The organism is Variovorax sp. HW608 (assembly GCF_900090195.1).
Lineage (GTDB): Bacteria > Pseudomonadota > Gammaproteobacteria > Burkholderiales > Burkholderiaceae_C > Variovorax.
The window spans coordinates 895,389-913,292 of the sequence record NZ_LT607803.1 but is presented as its reverse complement, the minus strand read 5'-3'; the positions used below and the strand labels follow the sequence as shown (position 1 = coordinate 913,292).

Sequence of the window (17,904 nt, the reverse complement as noted above, 5' to 3'; positions counted from 1 at the left end):
CATGTCTCCTTTGGTTGGGCGATTCTGTGCCGGTTTTCCTGGGTAATGTTGGGAAAGTGGCTCACGCGAATACCCGGTCGCGATTGAGAATGCGGTGCGGGTCCAGCATGGCTTTGAGCTGCCGCATCAACGCCACTTCCTCTTGGCTGCGGCTGTGGTGGAGAAAGGGACGCTTGATGGTCCCGACGCCGTGTTCGGCCGAGATGCTTCCGTCGAAACGTCCCACCGCCTCGTACACGAGGCTCTCCGCGTGCTCGAGGTCCGAATCGGACGCGAACGGGCCGCTGATCAGGTGCAGGTTGCCGTCGCCCAGATGCCCGAAGAAAAGGTGTTGCTGCTGCGGGAACAGCGCGCCCAGCCTGGATCGCAGGTCGTCGACGAGGTCGTCCATTCGAGGCGTTGCGACGCTCACGTCGAAGGCAGCGCATGGCTTGCAGAGCGACAGCAGCTCGCTGACACCTTCGCGATAGGACCAGAGCTGCTGGGCCTGCGCGACGGACTGGGCGACGATGGCATCCTGGACGATCTCGCGCTCCATCGCGTTCTCGAGGAACGCTTCCATCGCGCCGGTGCCGAGCTCGAGGGAGGCCGCGAAAGTTTCGATCAGCACGTACAGCGGGCGCTGCTCCCGGAAGGGGGACGTCTTCCCAAGCGCAGCAAGGCTCGCGTCGAAGAAGTCGCGCCACATCAGCTCGAATGCCGAGAGACCGGGCAAGCGCGCTTTCGCTTCGCGCAGCAGCGATAGGGCCGCATCGAAACTTCCCACCGCGCAAAGCACCGTCATCTGCGAGGATGGTTTCGGCACTAGTGCGAGCGACAGGCGCGTGATCACGCCGAGGCTGCCTTCGGTCCCGATGAACAACTGCTTGAGGTCGAACCCGGCGTTGTTCTTGATGACGCGATCGAGCATCGTCAGCAGCGTGCCGTCGGGTAGTGCCGCTTCGAGCCCCAGCACGAGGTTGCGCATCATCCCGTACCGCAGGACCCGGTTGCCGCCTGCGTTCGTTGCGGCGTTTCCTCCTAGCTGGCAGCTGCCGCGAGCACCGAGGTCCAGGGGGAACAACCATCCGCGTTCCGCGACGGCATCCTGCAGCTTCTCGAGGGTGACGCCGGCCTGGACGAGTGCCGTTCCACCGACCGGGTCTAAGTCCTCGATCGCATCCATGCGCGACAGCGACAGCGCGATCTCCCCTTCCTGGGGATTGGCGCCGCCGGCCAATCCGGTGAGTCCGCCTTGAACCACGAGGCGCGCGCGATGCGCGTTGCACACGCGCAGTGCGCCTGCCACTTGTTCAGGTGTGCGCGGTAACAGGACGGCGATGGGCAATCGCGCCTCGGCCTCGCTCCAGTCCGCAGTCGTGCGTTCTTCGATCGCCGCGCCTGTCAGGACCGAAGAAGAACCGAGGACCTCTCGAAGCTCCTGCAGGAGTTGTTCCGAAATTTGAGAGGCGCGTACGGTCGGTGCACGCTCTTGAGTGGTCATGATGGATGCTCCCTGGATTGCCGAAGCCGGACGCAATGCGGCCGGCTTCGGACAGGTCGGCAGATTCGAGCCCGGGCGCAGCGCGGGCGGTATTTACTTCACTTGTGCGGTGGTGGCGGACGCAAGCTCGACTGTGCCGTCGGAGAGCGTACCTTCTGCAAATTCGGCGGTCACCGAGGTCGCTGTGCTCGGGAACGTACAGCCGGCCACACCCTTTGCGTTCGTGTATGAGGTGCAGGTCTCGCCAGCCGGCTGCGCGGTGAAGTTGACGTGGCCGTTCTGCACGAATCCGAACGGATCGGTGACCACGGCGGTAGCTTGCATCATCCCGGGAGAGTTAGTCGCTTGCGTCACTTGTACAGCTGTCGTGATCCATCCGGGAATCTTGGCGGTCGCGTCGAGTTGCGCCACCTTCGCCGCCGCGCACTCGCGCAGAATGGACAGCGAGCGCAGCGCGAGCGCATTGCCGATGAGGAACGGGTTCGCCGACGAGTACGACTGCGGATTCGCCTTCAATGCGTCAAGCTTCGCCAGCGATCCGTCTACGAAGGGGTGCGTGTGAATCGTGCCGTCAATCTTCTGGGCAGCGGAGAGGCGGTACAGCCGCTCGCTTCCGTCGAGGTACTGTTGGGCCAGCGAGATCGTGCCGGGCATGCCCGTGCCGCCCCAGAACGCCAAGTGATATGTCTTGCCATTCAGCTTTGCGGGCACGACGCCGGAGAACGTCCCGACGGTGTGGCCGGGTGTGGACAGCAGCGTCATCGACAAGCCGCCGAAATCCTTGGCCTGTGGCTGCAGGTTGCTGGAATCCAGCTGCGTCACGGTGAACGGTGGTGTTGCCTTTGCTCCGACACTCGCGTCCGCACTGCCCAAGTAGATGGGGATTCCGTACGTTTGCTGCAGGTAACCCGCGCCGCCGTAGTGATCACCATGCCCGTGCGTCGGCATCGCGCCCTCGAGCTGGCTCGCGCTCGACCCCATGGCCAAGAGGCCGGGCTCGGTGATGCTTTGGGCCTCACCGGTGTTGTTCAGCGTATCGATGAGGAATGACTTCCCGTTGTCGGCCTTGAACGCATACTGCAGGACCCACCGCGGGCCGAAGGACCACATGTTGTCGAACATCTGCGTCGGCGGAACAATGTTGTGGTCCGACAGTTCTGGGGGGAAGCTCGTGTGCTCAGCGGTGTAGCACCACTGAGTGCGAAGCGCGGCGGGGTCGTACTGCGCTGCTGTGCCGGGCGCAGGCGCTGCGTCCGCCGCCGGCTTGGTCCCAGCGTTGGCAGTGGCCAGCGCCAAGTGTTTGTCGTATTCAGTCGCGCTCTTCGGCGGGGAAGTGAACCCCGTCGAGGAGTCCGGCACCACGCCCAATGGCCCGGTGGCCGCCGCGAGCGTGGGTATGGCTCCTACGGTTGTGTATGGGCCGCCGCCGCCGCCGCCGCAGGCAGCGAGCACCGCAGCCGCAAGGGCTGAGGCGACCGAGGCGCCAAAGGCGCGGTGTGAGGGTGTGTTAAGCCTGAACATTTTGTCTCCTGGAAATACGAGGCAGGTTCGCGCGATTCATGGATCGCCGAAGCGATTTTTGGCCCGATCGAACCGGGTAGTCGCGACATTTCCTGAGGCACTTTGAAGCTTGTCTGTACAATGGATCGACGTGCCATCGGATCGCACATGCACTTCACCCTCCGCCAGATCGAAGCTTTCATCGCCGTCGCGGACACCGGGAGCTTTACGCGCGCCGCAGACCATCTGCATCTCACGCCGTCGGCGGTCAGCCAACTCATCATCGAGATCGAAGGCGTCCTCGGGTACAAGCTCTTCGACCGCAGCACGCGCAAGGTTGTGCTGTCACCGGCGGGCCGCGCCTTCATGCCCGCTGCACAGGCGCTCAGCAAGCACGTCGATCTGGCACGGACGATGGCCCTGGACATCCGGAATCAGGCCGCGGGGGTGGTGCGTGTTGCCGCACCGATGGTGGTGGCGAGCGTGATGCTTCCGCGCATCATCGCCAGCTATAAGACCCTTCGGCCGAAAGTGACCGTTCGACTCATCGATTCGCCGGTCGAGGCACTCGTCGACAAGGTCGCGTCGCGGCAAGTCGATCTCGCGGTGGGCCCCGACCGCCCAATCGGGCCGGAGGTTGAGCGCGTCTTGCTCTATCCCAGCCCCTGGGTGGTTTGGTGCGCGCCAAAGCATTTGTTCGCGCGCATGCCCACGGTGACCTGGGCAGACCTCGGCAAAGCGGAACTCGTTGCAGCCGGGCGGGACCATGAGATCCATCTCTCGGGAATGATGCGTAACGTGCCGGACAACGCGCGCGTGGTACCGGTGCAGGTCGTCGACAATGTCTCGACGGCGCTGGCCCTTGCGGCGACCGAGATCTACTACACGATCTCGCCTGCATACGTGCAGCCCCTTGCCGTGCAGCTCGGCCTGGTCATGCGGCAGATCGAAAATCCGGTCCTGCTGCGCGAGATGTCACTGTTTCGTCCGGCCGACCGATCACTGTCACCCGCCGCGACCGGATTCGCGGCTCACATCGAAGCGGCGCTCAAGGACAAGCCGGCGGCCCCGCAGGAAGCGAAGACGCGGACGCGCAGCGTGCGATAGTACTGCGACTTGGGGGTCACGCGTTCACGAAGGAGGACCGCGGCGCCAGCGATGCCTCTCGCCAGCTGCGGAATTCCAGGAAGTTGAACAGGCGCTGGTAGAACCCATCCAACGCCGCCCAATTCTGCTGACTCGCTACCGTGCGTAGCGACTCTTTCCGACGCTCTTTGAAGCGTTGCTGGACAATCCCCGGATGCGGCCCCTGCACATGAGCTCGCCATGATCCCTGCGGCGCGCCGGAGCGGTCCCTGTGGTGCTGCTGCAGGATGCGTCTTCGATCCACGGGTGTTCCGCTCTGCGCGACACAGCATGTCGTCGTCTGGTCCTACCGCAACTTGAGCAGGAAATCTAGAGTACTTGGAACGGCACCAGTCGAGGTGTCTGTCACTTGGAGATGTGAGATGAGCCTTTCTCGTGGCGTCTGGGCCCTTGAGGACGTAGCCCTGGTCCTGATCGACTATCAAAAGGAAATGTTCGAGAACGTCAGGTCCGAGACCAGCGCGGACCTGATTGATCTCAACGTCCGCTTCCTGATCAAGGCGGCCAAGAGTTTTGACGTCCCGGTCGTGCTGAGCACCGTGGGAGTCAAGATGGGCGTGAACGGCCCGACGCGCGCATCGATTCGGGACGAACTGCCTGGCCATGCAGTGATCGACCGAAGCTCGATGGACGCGTGGGAAGACGCAGGATTCAGAGCGGCGATCGAGAAGACCGGCAAGAAGCGTCTGATCTTCGGTGCTCTGTACACGGAAATCTGCCTGGCATTCCCCGTGGTGGATGCATTGCGAGATGGCTTTGAAGCCATGTTCGTCGTCGATGCGGTTGGGGGGATGTCCCAGCTTGCGCATCGGACCGCAATTGAACGGTTGACCGCAGCTGGCGCAATCCCGAATACGTCATTGGCCCTGGTCACTGAGTTATTCCGCGATTGGAAGTCGCCTGTCTCCGACAAGGCTCGCGACGTCATCAAGTGGTATCTGCCCGAAGTACAGAAGCTCGCGGCTGTGGCCGCTGGAGCCTGAGTCCGGCACTTGAGGACGCGTGAGCAATTCCTCGCGCCGGATCCTGTGCCGGTGGGATCGGACTCAGGAGAAATGCTCCGGATCCCCCAAGAGAAATCCGACAGAGACCTGGATGCGTTCCGGCTTCAAGTCGTCGGTATGGGCAAAGGCCGACCAATTCACATATGGCGAAAGGATCCCCGCATGATCGTGCTCGTTGACACCAATGACCACCGCGCCGTCCGCAACAAGGACAACGTTCTCGCCCTCTACGATCTGATGATCAATCAGAAGAAATCGCAGGAGGCAAGCGCCAAATTAGTGAGCCCAGAATATGTCCAGCACAATCCGTTGATCCCAGACGGCTCGGATGCGCTGGGCAAATACTTCGGCCAGGTCACACGCGAGCGTGCCGGTGCTCGCGTTGTCGTCCATCGCATCATCGCTGTCGGCGAGTACGTGTGGGCGCACGTCAACTTTCTGAATCTGTTCAATGACGATCCCTCCGACACAGGAGTTGCGGGGGTCGACATCTACCGAATGGATGCGGATGGCAAGGCTGTGGAGCATTGGGACGTCCTGCAAATGGTTGGCAATCCAAAGAACTCTGCCCCTTGGATTGCACTGGACATTCCGCGTGTCAACCAAAACGGCATGTTCTGAAAGGCGTTATCCGTTTGTCGGTCGGTGAGCAGGTATGGGCGAAACCGTCTACTGCCACGATGAGGAAGCAAAGCAGAAGTATGACAGTCTGCGTGCGTGAGATCCGGTGACCGTTGATGAATTGCTGGACGTCAATGGTGCGGGTCATGGTGATTGGGTCCTGGCTGGGCGGTCGCATGTGCGCACGCCCAACTCGGAGTGCCGGAGATTCAGCGGGCGTCCGACTGCGCGGCGGGCGCCGCCTGCGCGAAGGCGGGCAAGCGAGAACAGGTGGCGTCGACCGCGCTGATCAGCGGCCAACGGGTCATGTCGACACCAAAGCGGCGCGCACTTTCGACTTGAGGAACCAGATAGACGTCGGCGAGCGAAGGCGCCCCGCCGAAGCAGAAATCGCCACGAGCCGTGTCCTGCCGCAGTAGCACTTCGATGGCGTCGAAGCCCGTCGTGATCCAGGTGGCGCACCAGGCGTTGACGGCTGCCTCATCCGCACCCATGTTCTTGCGCAAGTACTGCAGGATGCGGCGGTTGTTGATGGGGTGGATATCGCAGCCCACCATGGCGGCCAGCGCGCGGACTTGTGCGCGCGCCTCAGGTCCTTCAGGCAGCAGTGCTGGGGTAGGGTAGCGTTCCTCGAGCCACTCGATGATGGCTGGCGATTGGATCAGAGTGCTACCGTCGTCCAGAGTCAGTGCGGGCACGAGACCTTGAGGATTGATGACCCTGTACTCGGCCTGGGCCTGTTCGTCTACGCGCAAATCTATGGCGCGATAGGCAGGCTTTAGTCCCTTGAGGTTCAGCGCAATGCGCAAACGGTGCGAGGTGCCGCTTCGAAAGAAGCTGTATAGCTCCATGGCTTTGTTCTTCTCGATCAGGAGCGTTCGCCGACGGTCAGCGCGATCTCGCCGACGCCCTCGATGCGTCCGGTGATACGGTCGCCAGGCGAAACGGCGCCCACGCCTTCGGGCGTACCGGTGTAGATCAGGTCGCCCGGCTGCAGGTGGTAGAAGAGAGACAGGTCGGCAAGGATCTCTCGGAGGTTCCAAATTAGCTTGTTCAGATCCGACTGCTGCTTGACCTGGCCATTGACCGACAGTTCGATGGCACCGGCATCGAGCACCTGCCCCTGCATGGGCACGATCTCGCTGGCGACGGACGATTGTTCGACGTCCTTGCCCAGATCCCAGGGCCGGCCCTTATCGCGCGCCACCAGTTGAAGATCGCGCCGCGTCATATCCAGACCGCAGGCGTAACCGTAGATGTACTCGTGAGCACGGTCGGCGGCAATCCGGAAGCCTTCCTTGCCGATGGCGACTAGCAACTCCATCTCGAAGTGATAGTTGCTGGTTTCAGGAGGATAGGCCACGGTGGCGCCGGAGGGCGTCAGCGTGGAGGGATCCTTCGTGAAGTAGAAGGGGCGCTCGACGCTCTTGTCCACCGGACGGCCCATCTCAACTGCATGGGCATGGTAGTTGCGCCCGACGAAGAACAGTCGATGGATAGGCAGGCGCTTCTCGCTGCCTCGCACGGGCAGGGAATAAACCGGGGAAGGTGTCCAGAGATATGAGGGTTGGTTCATGAAGATTTCTGTCAAAAAGAAGATGGGGTGACGTTCGGTTGGCATCGGTCACTCGGCATCGATCTGCACGCGATGTTGGTGGAGCGCCTCGAAGATGGGCGCATCGCTAAAGCGGAATAGGTCGAGCGCGGCATCGTCGTCGCATCGAGCCTGGAAGGACACCCAGGAGGGCACGACGAGCATATCGCCGCGCTGCACACGCCATTCCTTGCTACCCACGCTGACCTTGCCGGTGCCCTCGAAAATCTGATAGACGGAGGAGCCGACTTCGCGCCAGCTCCGGGTCGTGCTGCCCGCGCGCACGCGGTGCATCTCGCAGCGGATGGTGGGCAATACGTCGCGCCCTGTGCCTGGGTGGGTAAAGCGAACGGCAGCATGACCGGGACTGATCACGCCGACGTGGCCTTCTTCCTCCAGCGCGAGCTGGTCGCTCAATGCGCGGTCAGTGTCTTCCCACCGGTACGCCAGGAGGGGCGTGCCGGGCGTGTCGGCCGGCTGAGACAACGGACGCAAGCCCGGATGACCCCATAGGCGCTCGGAGCGCGAGCGGTCGGGCGTGGTTTGCTCGGCTGCGGTAATTTCATCCCGGCCATGTTCAAAGAACTGCGACTCCGTGTAGTACGAGAAGGGAATGTCCAATCCATCGATCCACGCCATCGGCTCCGTCGCGGCGTTGTGATGGGCGTGCCAGTTCCACCCAGCCTGTGGGAGGAAGTCACCGCGAGACATCCGTACCGGATCGCCGCCGACCACCGTCCATACACCTTCGCCTTCAACGATGAATCGGAAGGCATGTTGCGTATGCCGGTGCTCGGGCGCGTGCTCGCCAGGCATCAAGTACTGGATTGCAGCCCACAGCGTCGGCGTGGCGTAGGGCCTGCCGCCCAGCGCCGGATTCGCCAAGGCAATGGCGCGACGCTCGCCACCACGGCCCACGGGCACGATGTGACCCGCTTCGCTGGCCAACTGTTTCAGTCGATCCCAGCGCCAAAGATGGGCCTCCGCCTTGCTGCGCGGGTGGGGTGGCATCAGGCCACCGATCTCGGTCCACAGAGGAACCAGCAGTTCCTGCTCAAAGCCGCGATACAGCTCCTCCAGCGCGGCTGTGGGCTCCGGTTGGTTGGGTGCGGACGTCGCCTGAAGGCGCACGGGCGATGGGGGCAGATCGATCGGGTTCATGTAAATCCTTGCTCTGGGTCAGCACCACCGTCGGCTCGGTCTGGGCAGGCGGATGCCCGGGGAGAGTGCACGGCCCAGGTGTTCGCGAGAGGGGCTTGGGCTTGCGCGTCCGAGGCGGCGACGCGCCGCCAAATGGATTTGGATCAAATAGACAGTATACTTATGAAAAGTGTACTTATCAAAATACTATGATTTATCAGGGTTTACCCGGGTGAAATCCGAGGGAGCAAAAGCCTTCCGGCTATGATTTCGCTTCGATCCCCTTGGGCAGCGCCTCGTGATGGGAGGCGTCTTGCCCGCCGACGGCCTTCGCGATACCGGCGCTGCAGCATGTGCCTGGAAGTGCGTGCCGTCAGAAAGCCCGCCATGGACTTCAGGCCCGCAGAGCTAGAGAACTTTCCCGGCTATTTCATTCGACGCTTGCAGCAGATCGCGGTGGCTGTCTTCATGGAGGAAGCTCAGCCTTGGGGCGTGACACCGGTGCAGTTCGCGGCGCTGTCGGCCGTGATTCGACAGCCCGGTGTTGATCAACGCTCCCTGGCTCGTCTCATTGGTTTTGATTTTTCGACGACCGGAAGCGTGATCGACAGACTACAGGCACGGGGACTCGTGGAACGACGCGGGAGCCCGAAGGACCGTCGTGTCCGATTGCTCTACGCGACGTCAGAAGGGGAGCGTTTGCTGAAAGACGCGGAACCCGCAGTGCTGAGGGCCCAGAAACGGATGCTTGATCCGCTACCCGAGGACCGCCGTGCCCAATTCATGGAGATGCTCACGTTCTTGATTCACGAGAACAATGAGTTGGCACGTGCTCCCGGCCCTATTGTTGCGCGGGAGGAGTAGTCGTCGTCGTGGACTCCTGACCCGAGAGAATCAGGTTGGTTTCGGTCTGAGTCCGACTAACGACGGACCTTAAGGACCCGACGTCGTGCGGCGGCCGACTTGCGCTGGATCTCGGGTTTCTGCTTCGCAAGGTGATTTTTCGAACCTGCGTCAGTGCGCTTGCCTTGTTCTCGATTTCGGTCGCAGCGCTCGCGCAAGGCTTTGCGAGCCGGCCCGTCACGATCGTGGTCCCGTTCGTGGCAGGCAGTCCGACGGATGTCGTCGCCCGCGCGTTCGCGACCGATTTCGATCAGAGGACGCGGCGCCGACGGCGGCGCAGGCAACGACAGCGCTCAATGGTGGCCGCGGGCATCTGGGCCGCCGGCATCTGGGGCGCCGGTGATGACTCGACGGAAGCAAACGTGGCTTTGAGGTTCGCGATCATGGCCGCGTTGTGCGGCTTGGTGCGGAGCACCTCACGAAGATACGCCATGGAGACGTACACCTCCCCGTGTTCACCTGTCGCGAAGCGCGCATCGATCATTTTCCGGATCGTGGCGCGTCTCACATATCGCCTGCGGGCATCTGGTCAAAAATGACCGTATCTTTAGTAAGTCTACGGCGCGACGATTGGTCGTTCTCCGGCCCCGTGCCTATTGCCGCTCGGGGTGTACTTGGCGCAGTTGGTCGCCATTTATCTTCTCGCCGAGACGTCGCGTTACCCACCGGGTTCTATCAGCAGCCGGTGACATCGCTCCGAGATCGACAGCCACTCGCCGGTCGTCGACATACGTGATGGCCGCGGAACCGAGCAGGGTGGGCACAAGGTCGGCATGCATCACCTTGGCTTCATGGTTGACGCGGAGCCGTTCCCAGCGCGCCGAGTTGCCGGCGCGCCATTCATCGCTCGCCCACATGACGGCCGGGACGGTCGTGTCCCAGCGCGTCGGATCTTTCAGCGCGTGCTGAAAAAGCTTTCGTCCGTCGTCAAGCAGGTTCTCGCCATGGTCAGCCGTGTACATCACGAAGGACGAGTCGCGCGCCTGCGCTGCCTCCGAGATCACGGCATCGACGAATCGGAGGGATTCGGCTGCGGCGTTGTCGTAGGCGCGGATGAAATCCGGCAGCGTGGAATCATCCGGGAGTTCGGAAAGCTTCGAGCAGTCGGCCTGGAAAGCAGCTGTTGCGGGGTCATAGCGATCGCAGTACGAAAAGTGTGCGCCGTAGGCATGCACCACGATCAATTTCTTGGGCGCGTTCTGCGCGAGCACCAATCTGAGCGATGGCAGAAGGCTTTCTCGATCGGTCCTCTTTATCGTCACGAACATTTCGGTATTCGCGTCAGGCCACGCAATGCCTCTTTCCTGGACGGCAAGCCAATAGGTGTGAAATCCAGCTTCCTCGAAAGCCTTCATGAATGTTGCGTCCTTGCTGACCCGAAACGCACCGCCAGGCATTTCGCGCGATACGAGCAGAGGGACCGACGTATGCGTGCTGCTGGATCCGGACGTCACATCGCAATAGATGATCGCGTCTTGATGGCTGATGCCGACCTGCTTTTGGCCGCCGCATGCACCGAGCCGGTCGGCACGCAGTGTTTCCCCGATGATGAGGATGTATGTCTCGTTCTGCGGGTGAAGTCCCGGCACCCGCGAGGCGCCCCAACTCGCGGACGCCGACCGAGGGTTGACGGCCGCATAGGGCGACGCCGTCGAGATGAAGTCGTCACGGCCGATCGCAGAAGCCACGGCGACGGAAATCACATTCAGCGGCCACGCGCGCAGCACAGTGTCATGAAAGACGGCGCCGCATGTGACTGCGGCGACACTGATTGTCGCGAGGGTAGCCGAAGGCCACTTCCCGCGCGCCGTCCGGGTTGACGGCGTGCGAAACACCACCCAGATCGGCGCGGCAAGCAGGACCGCGGTCAGGGCTATCCACTGGGCATGAGGCTGAATTTCTGGCCACGCTTCGTCTGGGTCCGGCCGAATCAAGGCCGCCTCGAGAAGGTTGACATCGCGTAGAAGATCGGCTCCCACGGCCAGGACGCCGAACAGCGCCGGGACGTAGGTGAGCACCAGGAATACTCGAAGCCCCAGGATCGCCCGAAGCAAGCCAAAGAACACTGCGGTTGCGGCAAAGAGGTAGGCGGCCCCAATATCCCAGACGTGCGTGGATGAAAAGATCGTCAGGGCTGGGATCAGCAGGATGGCGCCCCAGACATAGTCGATCAAACTGACGACGCGGTGCTGTCTGTATGCCATTGGCACAGATGCTACGCGCGCCTCCTGTGGATCGCTATGCTCCCCCGTGAACCTCTACGCAGATCACGGCATTCTGGCCAAGTTACCTGCGACTGATCGCTACAGCACGCCGCCACGCTTCAGATTTGCGATCAGGCCGCTTTGCGCAGGAAGCCCTGATTGCCCCCGTTCCGGTTGGGCGCAAAACCGTTGGCCTGCAACGACTCGTCCGCCGTGTCGTAGAACACGCCGATCTTGCTGATCTCGCGTGCCTGCTGGGCGGTTGCGATGGGGCGTCCGAACTCGCGCGAGATGCGCACCAACTGCTCGATCTGCGAAACGGTGCTCGCCTTGGCGGTGCGCGATTGGTTCCACAGGCCGTCTTCGGTGCCGCAGCGCACGTGCAGGCCCATTGAGATGCCCCACATGTTCACCGGCAGCACGTTGCGCACGTGGCTTTCCACCGTCAGCACCGCGCCATCGGGCACCTCGCGCACGAAGTTGGCCAGGCTGTAGATGCTGGGCTTGTCCATACCGCCACCAATCGCCACCCAGTTCATGACCAGCGGGCCCTTGTAGATGCCACGGCGCATCAGGCGCTCGACCGACTCGAAGCTGTTGATGTTGTAGCACTGGAAGGCACTCTGGATGCCGGCTGCAGAGAGGCGGCGCACATGCTCTTCCACCCAGCCAGGCTGCGCGGGGACCGTCATCTCCTTGTAGGCGTTGAAGATGGCGGGATTCTCGCGTGAGGTCCCTGCGAAATCAGCCAGCTCGGCCTGCTCGGTCACATTCATCTGCGAGGTGTTCACCGTCACGGTGACCTGGTCGGGCTTGGGCTCGAGTTCTGCCAGCATGTGGCGGGTGTCGTCGCTCAACCACTTGGCGGCTTCGCCTTCCGATTCCGGCGCGAAACTGATCGAGCCGCCCACCTGGATGATCATTTCCGGCACTGCCTTGCGCACGCCGGCGATCAGTTCGTTGAACTTCGACAGGCGCTTGCTGCCTTTGCCGTCGAGTTCGCGCACGTGCAGATGCAGCACGGTGGCGCCAGCGTTGTAGCAGTCCAGTGCCTTCTGGACCTGCTGCTCCATCGTGACGGGGATGTCTTCGGGAAAGTCGCTGGGCAACCAGCCGGGCGCATAGGGCGCGGCCGTGATGATCAGGGGTTGCTGGTTTTCGGGGAACAAGTGTCCATCGAGAAAGTTCATGATGCGCTCCGTATTGAAAGGCTTTGGTCAGTAAGGGACCTCACCCACGATGCCGGCGCGTTCCATCTTGCGCGGGGCAGGCCAGTAGTCGTTCAGGGCATAGTGCTGGGTGCTTCGGTTGTCCCAGACGGCAATGTCACCGGGCTGCCACGACCAGCGCACCTGGTATTCGGGGATGCTGGCGCGGCTGATCAGGTAGTTCAGCAGCAAGGCGGCGCCGGGTGCCTTGTCGATGCCATGGCGCACGTTCTCCGGCGTGTTGTAGTTGACGAAGTGGGTGGTGAACCCGGCGCCGACGAACAGCAATTTCTCGCCGGTTTCGGGGTGGATGCGCACCACCGGATGCTCGGCCGGCGGGTTCTCCCGGCCCAGCTTGGCGCGCGCCTCCGGCGTCATGACCGCGCCGAAGGAGTGTTCGATGCTGGCCTTGGCGCGCAGGCCGGCGATCTTCTGCTTGATTTCCTGGGGCAACTCTTCGTAAGCCTTCACCATGTTCACCCAGATGGTGTCGCCGCCGATTTCCGGGCACTCGATGCAGCGCAGTACCGCACCCATGGCCGGGTTCGGACGCCACAGGCCATCGCAGTGATAGGTGTTTTCGTAGCTGTGCCGGTTGTCGCTGCGGTAGATGCGTACCAGGCCCGGATGGTCGGGGTCGCTGCCTACCACGGGGTGGTCCTCCAGCTTGCCGAAGCAGCGCGCAAACGCCACGTGCTCGTCGCGCGTGATGTCCTGCCCGCGAAAGAACAGCACCCTATGCTTGAGCAGCGCAGCCTTGATCTCGTCGAATTGCGCCGGATCGCGCGACACCTGTCCGAGATGCACTTCCGAAATCTGAGCGCTTCGATCCCGAGCAAGGGGCTTGTCGGCCCAGGCCCAGACATTGCAGGCGAGCGCCCAGCCCAGCAGCCCCATGCACAGGCGTGCAATCAGGCTCATTGTTTGTCTCCGGTAATCCGCAAGCTGCGGTCACTGGAGTATCCAAAATGCCGCCCAACGCCGTTTGCTTGCTTGGGACATCTGTTTGCTTAGTTGGGACAGGGCACGCTCTTCGCCAAGGCAGCGCGCAGCGCCAACATCGGGGCCGCTTTGCGATTTCGGCGCAAAAGTCGCGCGTCGCAAGTCGTCGGGAACAACGGGCCGCTGCGGCCCGTTTCCGTACGAGACCGCTTGCGCGCCGTCGACGCCAGCCAAGCGGTCGGATGACGTTCCACTTCGATCGAACGGGGGAGCGCAAGGGGCCCGGCGGCGAACCTGCCGCCGGGCCGGGACTCCCGTTCATGCTGCGTTTGCCTGCGAGAGGCTGCGATTGCCTACGTGAGAGGCGCACCGGAAGACCCAGCTCCACTTTACGCCGTGTCGGACGTTGCTGCGGGCGCTGCATGTATCCAGGTGAATCTGCTGTTGCCAGACAACGTTTTTCCGATCGAACCGCGCCGTGGCCAGCGCGGGGCTGGGCGCATTGGGGTTGCCTGGACGGGCGTGAGCCCCCCGGCTCGGACTGCCGCGGCGCTCGGGCGTCTCGCAACGTGAGCCACCGGCGCCTTTGAGGAGAAACCCGAAGCGACAAGGGGGCTTGGAGTGAAGTTCAATGCCAACTACCGACAAACTGACCCGACGCGAGAGAGGAGAGAACGATGTTGGCCAATAGACTGCTCCGGATCATCTGGCCGGCCTTCCTGGCCGCTTGCATTCTCGAGTTGATGGTGTTCGCGTTCGTGGACCCGATGGACTCTGCGCCTGGCTGGTCGCGCCAGGCCGTCTACACGATTGCCTTCTTCACCTTCTGGGTGGTCAGCGCGGGCACCTGTTTCCTCGCAACCCTCCTGCACCCCACTCCTGATGAGGCCAAGCGCGCGAACGAAGGCCGCCTGGTCGTGTAGATGTGACCCGCGCCCAGAGACGGTTTGTCGTTCCTGGTGACGCCGGCCGCGCGCTCTCTTTTCGACGACCTGACGATCAAGCCGCAGAACGCCTTTGACAAAGGGCTGTTCAGGCGACGGCGCGAGGGCAAGCTTGGGGCTGGAGCGTCGTTCCCACGGGCCTGGGTCCGCGGCAGGCTCCCTTGGGGCGGGGTCGCCCTGTTGCGTCCCGATCGATGCGTCTTCGCCGAGGGAACCCTCACAGCGACGCCGGAACTGGTTCGAACGGCGCTCGGGATCGTGCAGGGAGCCGATACCTGTTCGTAGCAAGTACCGACCGGAGGGGCGCTACGAGCGGCCCTGAAGGGCACGTTCAGGAGCCGGCGCGTTCGTGGCGGTCGGCGGCCGCGAAGAGGTCGTCCGAGAAACCGCGGTCGGTGTGGGCGAAGGTCCACGCCCAATCGCGTACTGCGTCGGCTTCTGCTTTGCGCGTCAGCGGCGCGGCGGGCGCCGACAGCTTCCACCCGGTAAACAGGCGCAGAAGCCATGCCAGCACGTGGCGGGAGAGCGCATTGGCAAAGGACGAGGCGCGGGGCTCCTCCATGGAGTGGCCGTCGGCAAAGGTGGTCGACATCGGGGGTGTACCTTCAGGGGCTGTGATAGTGTCGCTCATTATAAGGGTTAACCCTAGGTTTTGCCTTTCCCCGTGAAGGGAGAAGTTGCCTCAGCGCGCCCAGGCAGCGCTTGCACATGCGCTCGATCAGGCCGGGCGCGGACCTGTGATCGACGACATGGCGCTGTCGGCCATGAACTGCCGCCGGATCACAGTACCGATCAGGCCGCGGGCGCAGCGACAATGCACCCATGACTCAAGGCAAGCGCATCTCGGCAGACATCGGCGACGACGCCTTGCATGCAATCCGAGAGCTGGGGGCAGCGGCCAAGCTGGGCCGATTGGCGGCAGGCGAAGGCCAGACCACCGCGGCCGCGCGCCTGGGCGTGCATGTCCAAACCATCGGCCGCATTGAATCGGGTGAACCCGGTGTCGCCATCGGGCACGTGCTGGGCCTCCTCGCGCTCTACGGCATCGGCGTCAGGCTGCAGCAGCCGGAAGGCCGCTGAGCCATGGTCCGGATGCAGTCGGTGCGCACCACTGCGGTCCTCCACACGCTTCCAAACGGAGTGAGGCTGCTCGCCGTTCCAATGCCTCACGTGCAGAGCGCCAGTGTGGGCGTGTTCCTGCGTGTCGGCTCCCGCGACGAGACGGCGGTCACTAACGGCATCGGCCATGTCCTGGAGCACATGGCATTCAAGGGGACCACCACCCGCTCCGTGCAGGCCATCAACCTGGATGCGGAGCGGCTGGGCGCGGATGTCAACGCGTTCACTGGCAAGGACAGCACCGGCTACTTCATGACCGGCCTGGGCCGGCACGCGCAGCAGCTGCTGCGCATGACGTCCGACATCGTTTTGAACAGCACATTTCCCGACAGTGAATTGCACCGCGAGCTGGAAGTGATTCGCCAGGAGGCCATCGAGTACGAGGAGGATCCGGAGGATTGCTCCAGCGAATTGCTCGACCGCGCGATCTGGGGCGACGACCCGATGGGCATGCCTGTGATCGGCACCGTCGGCAACATTGAAGGCTTTGCACGGCAAGACCTCGTCCGCCACGTGCAGTCCCACTACGTCGCGGAAAAGGCAGTCGTCGCTGCGGCCGGGAACTTCGACGTCGAAGCCTGGGTGGCGCTCGCCGGGGAACTATTTGCAGCGATGCCCCAGTCGGCCGACCTACCCGTGTCGCGACAGCCGGCGCCCGCGAAGTACGTGGGTCTCGCCATGGCCCGGCGCTTCACGCAGGTGTCGCAAGTGTTTTTGAACATTGCCTACCCGCTTGCGCCCGTGCGCGAGGAAGAGATGTCGCAGCAGCGCTGGCGCCTTGTGGCTTCGCTGGCGGCCAACCTGTTTGGAGGCGGGATGTCGGCGCCCCTGGTCGACACCGTCCGGGAGCAGCTCGGCCTGGCCTACACGGCCCATTCCACGATGGACAGCGGGGACGTCTGGGCCAACTTCGTGATGCATGCGGTCACTACCCCCAACAAGCTGGACGCGCTGGTGACGGCGACGGGCGACCTGCTGCGTGCGCAGGCCACCACCATCGATCCGGTGCACCTGGAGCGGGCGAAGAACCAGCTGACCGTGTCCCGGGTGCGCGCCGGAGAGCGGACCTACGCAACGATGGAGCAGGCCGTCGAAGAGCTCTTCGCCAGCGGGACCGTGACGCCGATGGCTGAAGCGATTGCGATGATCGATGACATCGGAGCGGAAGAAGTGCGTGCGGTCTTCGAGCGGATGCTGGCCAACCCCCCGGCGCTGGCGATTACCGGCAAGGGCGCCAGCGCGCGAACCGCCCGGCAGCTGGCGGCGCGCCTGGCTGCCTGACTCCGTCAGCGGGTCGGACGCGTCAAAGCCCGAAGGGCAGGGCGTCGGCCGCCCAAAACAGCAGCACCCCTCAATCCAGGGTCGGGTGCGATGGCCTGTCATCAACAAGCACCGAATTGGTCTATCCTGACTCCCCATCGTTTCACAGGAGGGCGCGAAATGACCGATCCCACAGATCCGGCGGGGAGCGCTGCCTCCGCGCCGGCTGAAGCGCAGGCCGACGAACTGGCGATCCGCGAGCGGGTGCGCGAACTGACCACGCAGATGCTGGCGGGCGGTCGCCTCGACACCGAGGGCGTCAAGGAAGTCGTGCGGACGATGAGCGGCGGCGTGTCGAAGCCGCCGCTCGAGGGTCCACAGGCACGCGAGGCGTTCGCGGAGGCGATCCGCGGCCTTGACGAGGCGCTGCACGCTTCATCGCTGGCGACCCACGCGGCACTGCAGGCGCTGGTGGCGCGCGGCAAGGAGTTTTCGGACAATGATTTGAAGAATGCGTTCGCGGCCCTGCAGATACTGCAACAGGACTACGTCGCGGTCGCCAACCGGATTGCCGATGCCACCACCGGCAACCTGCGCCGTGAACTCGTCGATCTCTCGCTGCATGCGCAGCGCGTCGGCGCCGATGCCAGCGTGCGCTTCGCACAGGTGATGAGCGAATTTGCCAATCGCATCGGCTCGTATCGCGCGGGGTCGGTGCCCGGGATCGACTCCGTGCGCCAATACGGCGCCAACATGACGCTGCTCACCAGCGGGCTGCTCGCCGGATTTGCAGACGCGCTGCGCCAGCAGTCAGAAATCAAGAAAGCGAAGTAGGT

At 63.2% G+C, this 17,904-nt stretch carries 20 protein-coding genes; 9 read left to right on the top strand and 11 right to left on the bottom strand.

What is annotated here, in order from left to right:
- Nucleotides 1–61: 61 nt before the first annotated feature.
- Both VAR608DRAFT_RS04140 and VAR608DRAFT_RS04135 read right to left on the bottom strand, forming a co-directional pair.
- Nucleotides 62–1,483, bottom strand: coding sequence for an FAD-binding oxidoreductase (locus tag VAR608DRAFT_RS04140; protein WP_088952909.1), 1,422 nt, complete (start codon nucleotides 1,481–1,483; stop codon nucleotides 62–64).
- A gap of 93 nt (nucleotides 1,484–1,576) precedes the next feature.
- The gene (locus VAR608DRAFT_RS04135) at nucleotides 1,577–3,004 is read right to left on the bottom strand and encodes an MBL fold metallo-hydrolase (RefSeq protein WP_088952908.1); all 1,428 of its coding nucleotides are present in this window, start codon (nucleotides 3,002–3,004) and stop codon (nucleotides 1,577–1,579) included.
- A gap of 147 nt (nucleotides 3,005–3,151) precedes the next feature.
- Between VAR608DRAFT_RS04135 and VAR608DRAFT_RS04130 the strand changes: the two genes are divergently transcribed.
- Nucleotides 3,152–4,090, top strand: a complete 939-nt coding sequence (locus VAR608DRAFT_RS04130; RefSeq protein WP_088958591.1) for a LysR family transcriptional regulator — start codon at nucleotides 3,152–3,154, stop codon at nucleotides 4,088–4,090.
- A 16-nt stretch (nucleotides 4,091–4,106) separates the two neighbouring features.
- Here the strand turns inward: VAR608DRAFT_RS04130 and VAR608DRAFT_RS37390 are convergent, their stop codons facing one another.
- Nucleotides 4,107–4,373 carry a hypothetical protein gene (locus VAR608DRAFT_RS37390; protein WP_172843800.1) on the bottom strand — a complete coding sequence of 89 codons (267 nt, stop codon included), beginning with the start codon at nucleotides 4,371–4,373 and terminating at the stop codon, nucleotides 4,107–4,109.
- Between the two features lie 118 nt (nucleotides 4,374–4,491).
- On the opposite strand from VAR608DRAFT_RS37390, the gene VAR608DRAFT_RS04125 reads away from it, so the two are divergent.
- Nucleotides 4,492–5,112 carry an isochorismatase family protein gene (locus tag VAR608DRAFT_RS04125; protein WP_157730598.1) on the top strand — a complete coding sequence of 207 codons (621 nt, stop codon included), beginning with the start codon at nucleotides 4,492–4,494 and terminating at the stop codon, nucleotides 5,110–5,112.
- Nucleotides 5,113–5,295: 183 nt separating this feature from the next.
- Nucleotides 5,296–5,754, top strand: a complete 459-nt coding sequence (locus tag VAR608DRAFT_RS04120; RefSeq protein ID WP_088952906.1) for a nuclear transport factor 2 family protein — start codon at nucleotides 5,296–5,298, stop codon at nucleotides 5,752–5,754.
- A gap of 209 nt (nucleotides 5,755–5,963) precedes the next feature.
- Here the strand turns inward: VAR608DRAFT_RS04120 and maiA are convergent, their stop codons facing one another.
- The 3 genes from maiA to VAR608DRAFT_RS04105 are packed head-to-tail and all read right to left on the bottom strand — an operon-like array spanning nucleotide 5,964 to nucleotide 8,509.
- Complete coding sequence (gene maiA / locus VAR608DRAFT_RS04115; protein ID WP_088952905.1) at nucleotides 5,964–6,605, bottom strand: maleylacetoacetate isomerase; 642 nt, start codon at nucleotides 6,603–6,605, stop codon at nucleotides 5,964–5,966.
- 17 nt (nucleotides 6,606–6,622) lie between these two features.
- On the bottom strand, nucleotides 6,623–7,330 hold the full coding sequence (locus VAR608DRAFT_RS04110) for a fumarylacetoacetate hydrolase family protein (RefSeq protein ID WP_088952904.1): 708 nt from the start codon (nucleotides 7,328–7,330) through the stop codon (nucleotides 6,623–6,625).
- Between the two features lie 48 nt (nucleotides 7,331–7,378).
- On the bottom strand, nucleotides 7,379–8,509 hold the full coding sequence (locus tag VAR608DRAFT_RS04105; RefSeq protein WP_088952903.1) for a cupin domain-containing protein: 1,131 nt from the start codon (nucleotides 8,507–8,509) through the stop codon (nucleotides 7,379–7,381).
- A gap of 366 nt (nucleotides 8,510–8,875) precedes the next feature.
- Between VAR608DRAFT_RS04105 and VAR608DRAFT_RS04100 the strand changes: the two genes are divergently transcribed.
- Entirely contained in the window at nucleotides 8,876–9,352 is a 477-nt protein-coding gene (locus tag VAR608DRAFT_RS04100; RefSeq protein WP_088952902.1) for a MarR family winged helix-turn-helix transcriptional regulator, read from the top strand.
- Between the two features lie 289 nt (nucleotides 9,353–9,641).
- On the opposite strand, the gene VAR608DRAFT_RS04095 is transcribed toward VAR608DRAFT_RS04100, so the two are convergent.
- The 4 genes from VAR608DRAFT_RS04095 to VAR608DRAFT_RS04080 form a co-directional block, all read right to left on the bottom strand.
- On the bottom strand, nucleotides 9,642–9,875 hold the full coding sequence (locus tag VAR608DRAFT_RS04095) for a hypothetical protein (protein WP_088952901.1): 234 nt from the start codon (nucleotides 9,873–9,875) through the stop codon (nucleotides 9,642–9,644).
- 109 nt (nucleotides 9,876–9,984) lie between these two features.
- Nucleotides 9,985–11,595: a sulfatase-like hydrolase/transferase gene (locus tag VAR608DRAFT_RS04090; RefSeq protein WP_088952900.1), complete on the bottom strand. Its 1,611-nt coding sequence runs from the start codon at nucleotides 11,593–11,595 to the stop codon at nucleotides 9,985–9,987.
- A 131-nt stretch (nucleotides 11,596–11,726) separates the two neighbouring features.
- Nucleotides 11,727–12,785, bottom strand: coding sequence for a 3-keto-5-aminohexanoate cleavage protein (locus tag VAR608DRAFT_RS04085; RefSeq protein ID WP_088952899.1), 1,059 nt, complete (start codon nucleotides 12,783–12,785; stop codon nucleotides 11,727–11,729).
- Nucleotides 12,786–12,812: 27 nt separating this feature from the next.
- Nucleotides 12,813–13,724 carry a TauD/TfdA dioxygenase family protein gene (locus VAR608DRAFT_RS04080; protein ID WP_231973209.1) on the bottom strand — a complete coding sequence of 304 codons (912 nt, stop codon included), beginning with the start codon at nucleotides 13,722–13,724 and terminating at the stop codon, nucleotides 12,813–12,815.
- Between the two features lie 698 nt (nucleotides 13,725–14,422).
- On the opposite strand from VAR608DRAFT_RS04080, the gene VAR608DRAFT_RS04075 reads away from it, so the two are divergent.
- Both VAR608DRAFT_RS04075 and VAR608DRAFT_RS36725 read left to right on the top strand, forming a co-directional pair.
- Nucleotides 14,423–14,668, top strand: a complete 246-nt coding sequence (locus VAR608DRAFT_RS04075) for a hypothetical protein (protein ID WP_088952898.1) — start codon at nucleotides 14,423–14,425, stop codon at nucleotides 14,666–14,668.
- 24 nt (nucleotides 14,669–14,692) lie between these two features.
- Entirely contained in the window at nucleotides 14,693–14,974 is a 282-nt protein-coding gene (locus VAR608DRAFT_RS36725) for a hypothetical protein (protein ID WP_157730597.1), read from the top strand.
- 46 nt (nucleotides 14,975–15,020) lie between these two features.
- On the opposite strand, the gene VAR608DRAFT_RS04070 is transcribed toward VAR608DRAFT_RS36725, so the two are convergent.
- Nucleotides 15,021–15,281, bottom strand: a complete 261-nt coding sequence (locus VAR608DRAFT_RS04070; RefSeq protein WP_088952897.1) for a hypothetical protein — start codon at nucleotides 15,279–15,281, stop codon at nucleotides 15,021–15,023.
- Nucleotides 15,282–15,511: 230 nt separating this feature from the next.
- Between VAR608DRAFT_RS04070 and VAR608DRAFT_RS04065 the strand changes: the two genes are divergently transcribed.
- The 3 genes from VAR608DRAFT_RS04065 (at nucleotide 15,512) to VAR608DRAFT_RS04055 (ending at nucleotide 17,902) form a co-directional block, all read left to right on the top strand.
- Nucleotides 15,512–15,769 carry a helix-turn-helix domain-containing protein gene (locus VAR608DRAFT_RS04065; protein ID WP_088952896.1) on the top strand — a complete coding sequence of 86 codons (258 nt, stop codon included), beginning with the start codon at nucleotides 15,512–15,514 and terminating at the stop codon, nucleotides 15,767–15,769.
- 81 nt (nucleotides 15,770–15,850) lie between these two features.
- Nucleotides 15,851–17,089 carry a M16 family metallopeptidase gene (locus VAR608DRAFT_RS04060; RefSeq protein WP_231973645.1) on the top strand — a complete coding sequence of 413 codons (1,239 nt, stop codon included), beginning with the start codon at nucleotides 15,851–15,853 and terminating at the stop codon, nucleotides 17,087–17,089.
- A 90-nt stretch (nucleotides 17,090–17,179) separates the two neighbouring features.
- The gene (locus VAR608DRAFT_RS04055) at nucleotides 17,180–17,902 is read left to right on the top strand and encodes a DUF6781 family protein (protein WP_157730596.1); all 723 of its coding nucleotides are present in this window, start codon (nucleotides 17,180–17,182) and stop codon (nucleotides 17,900–17,902) included.
- The last annotated feature ends 2 nt before the right edge of the window (nucleotides 17,903–17,904 follow it).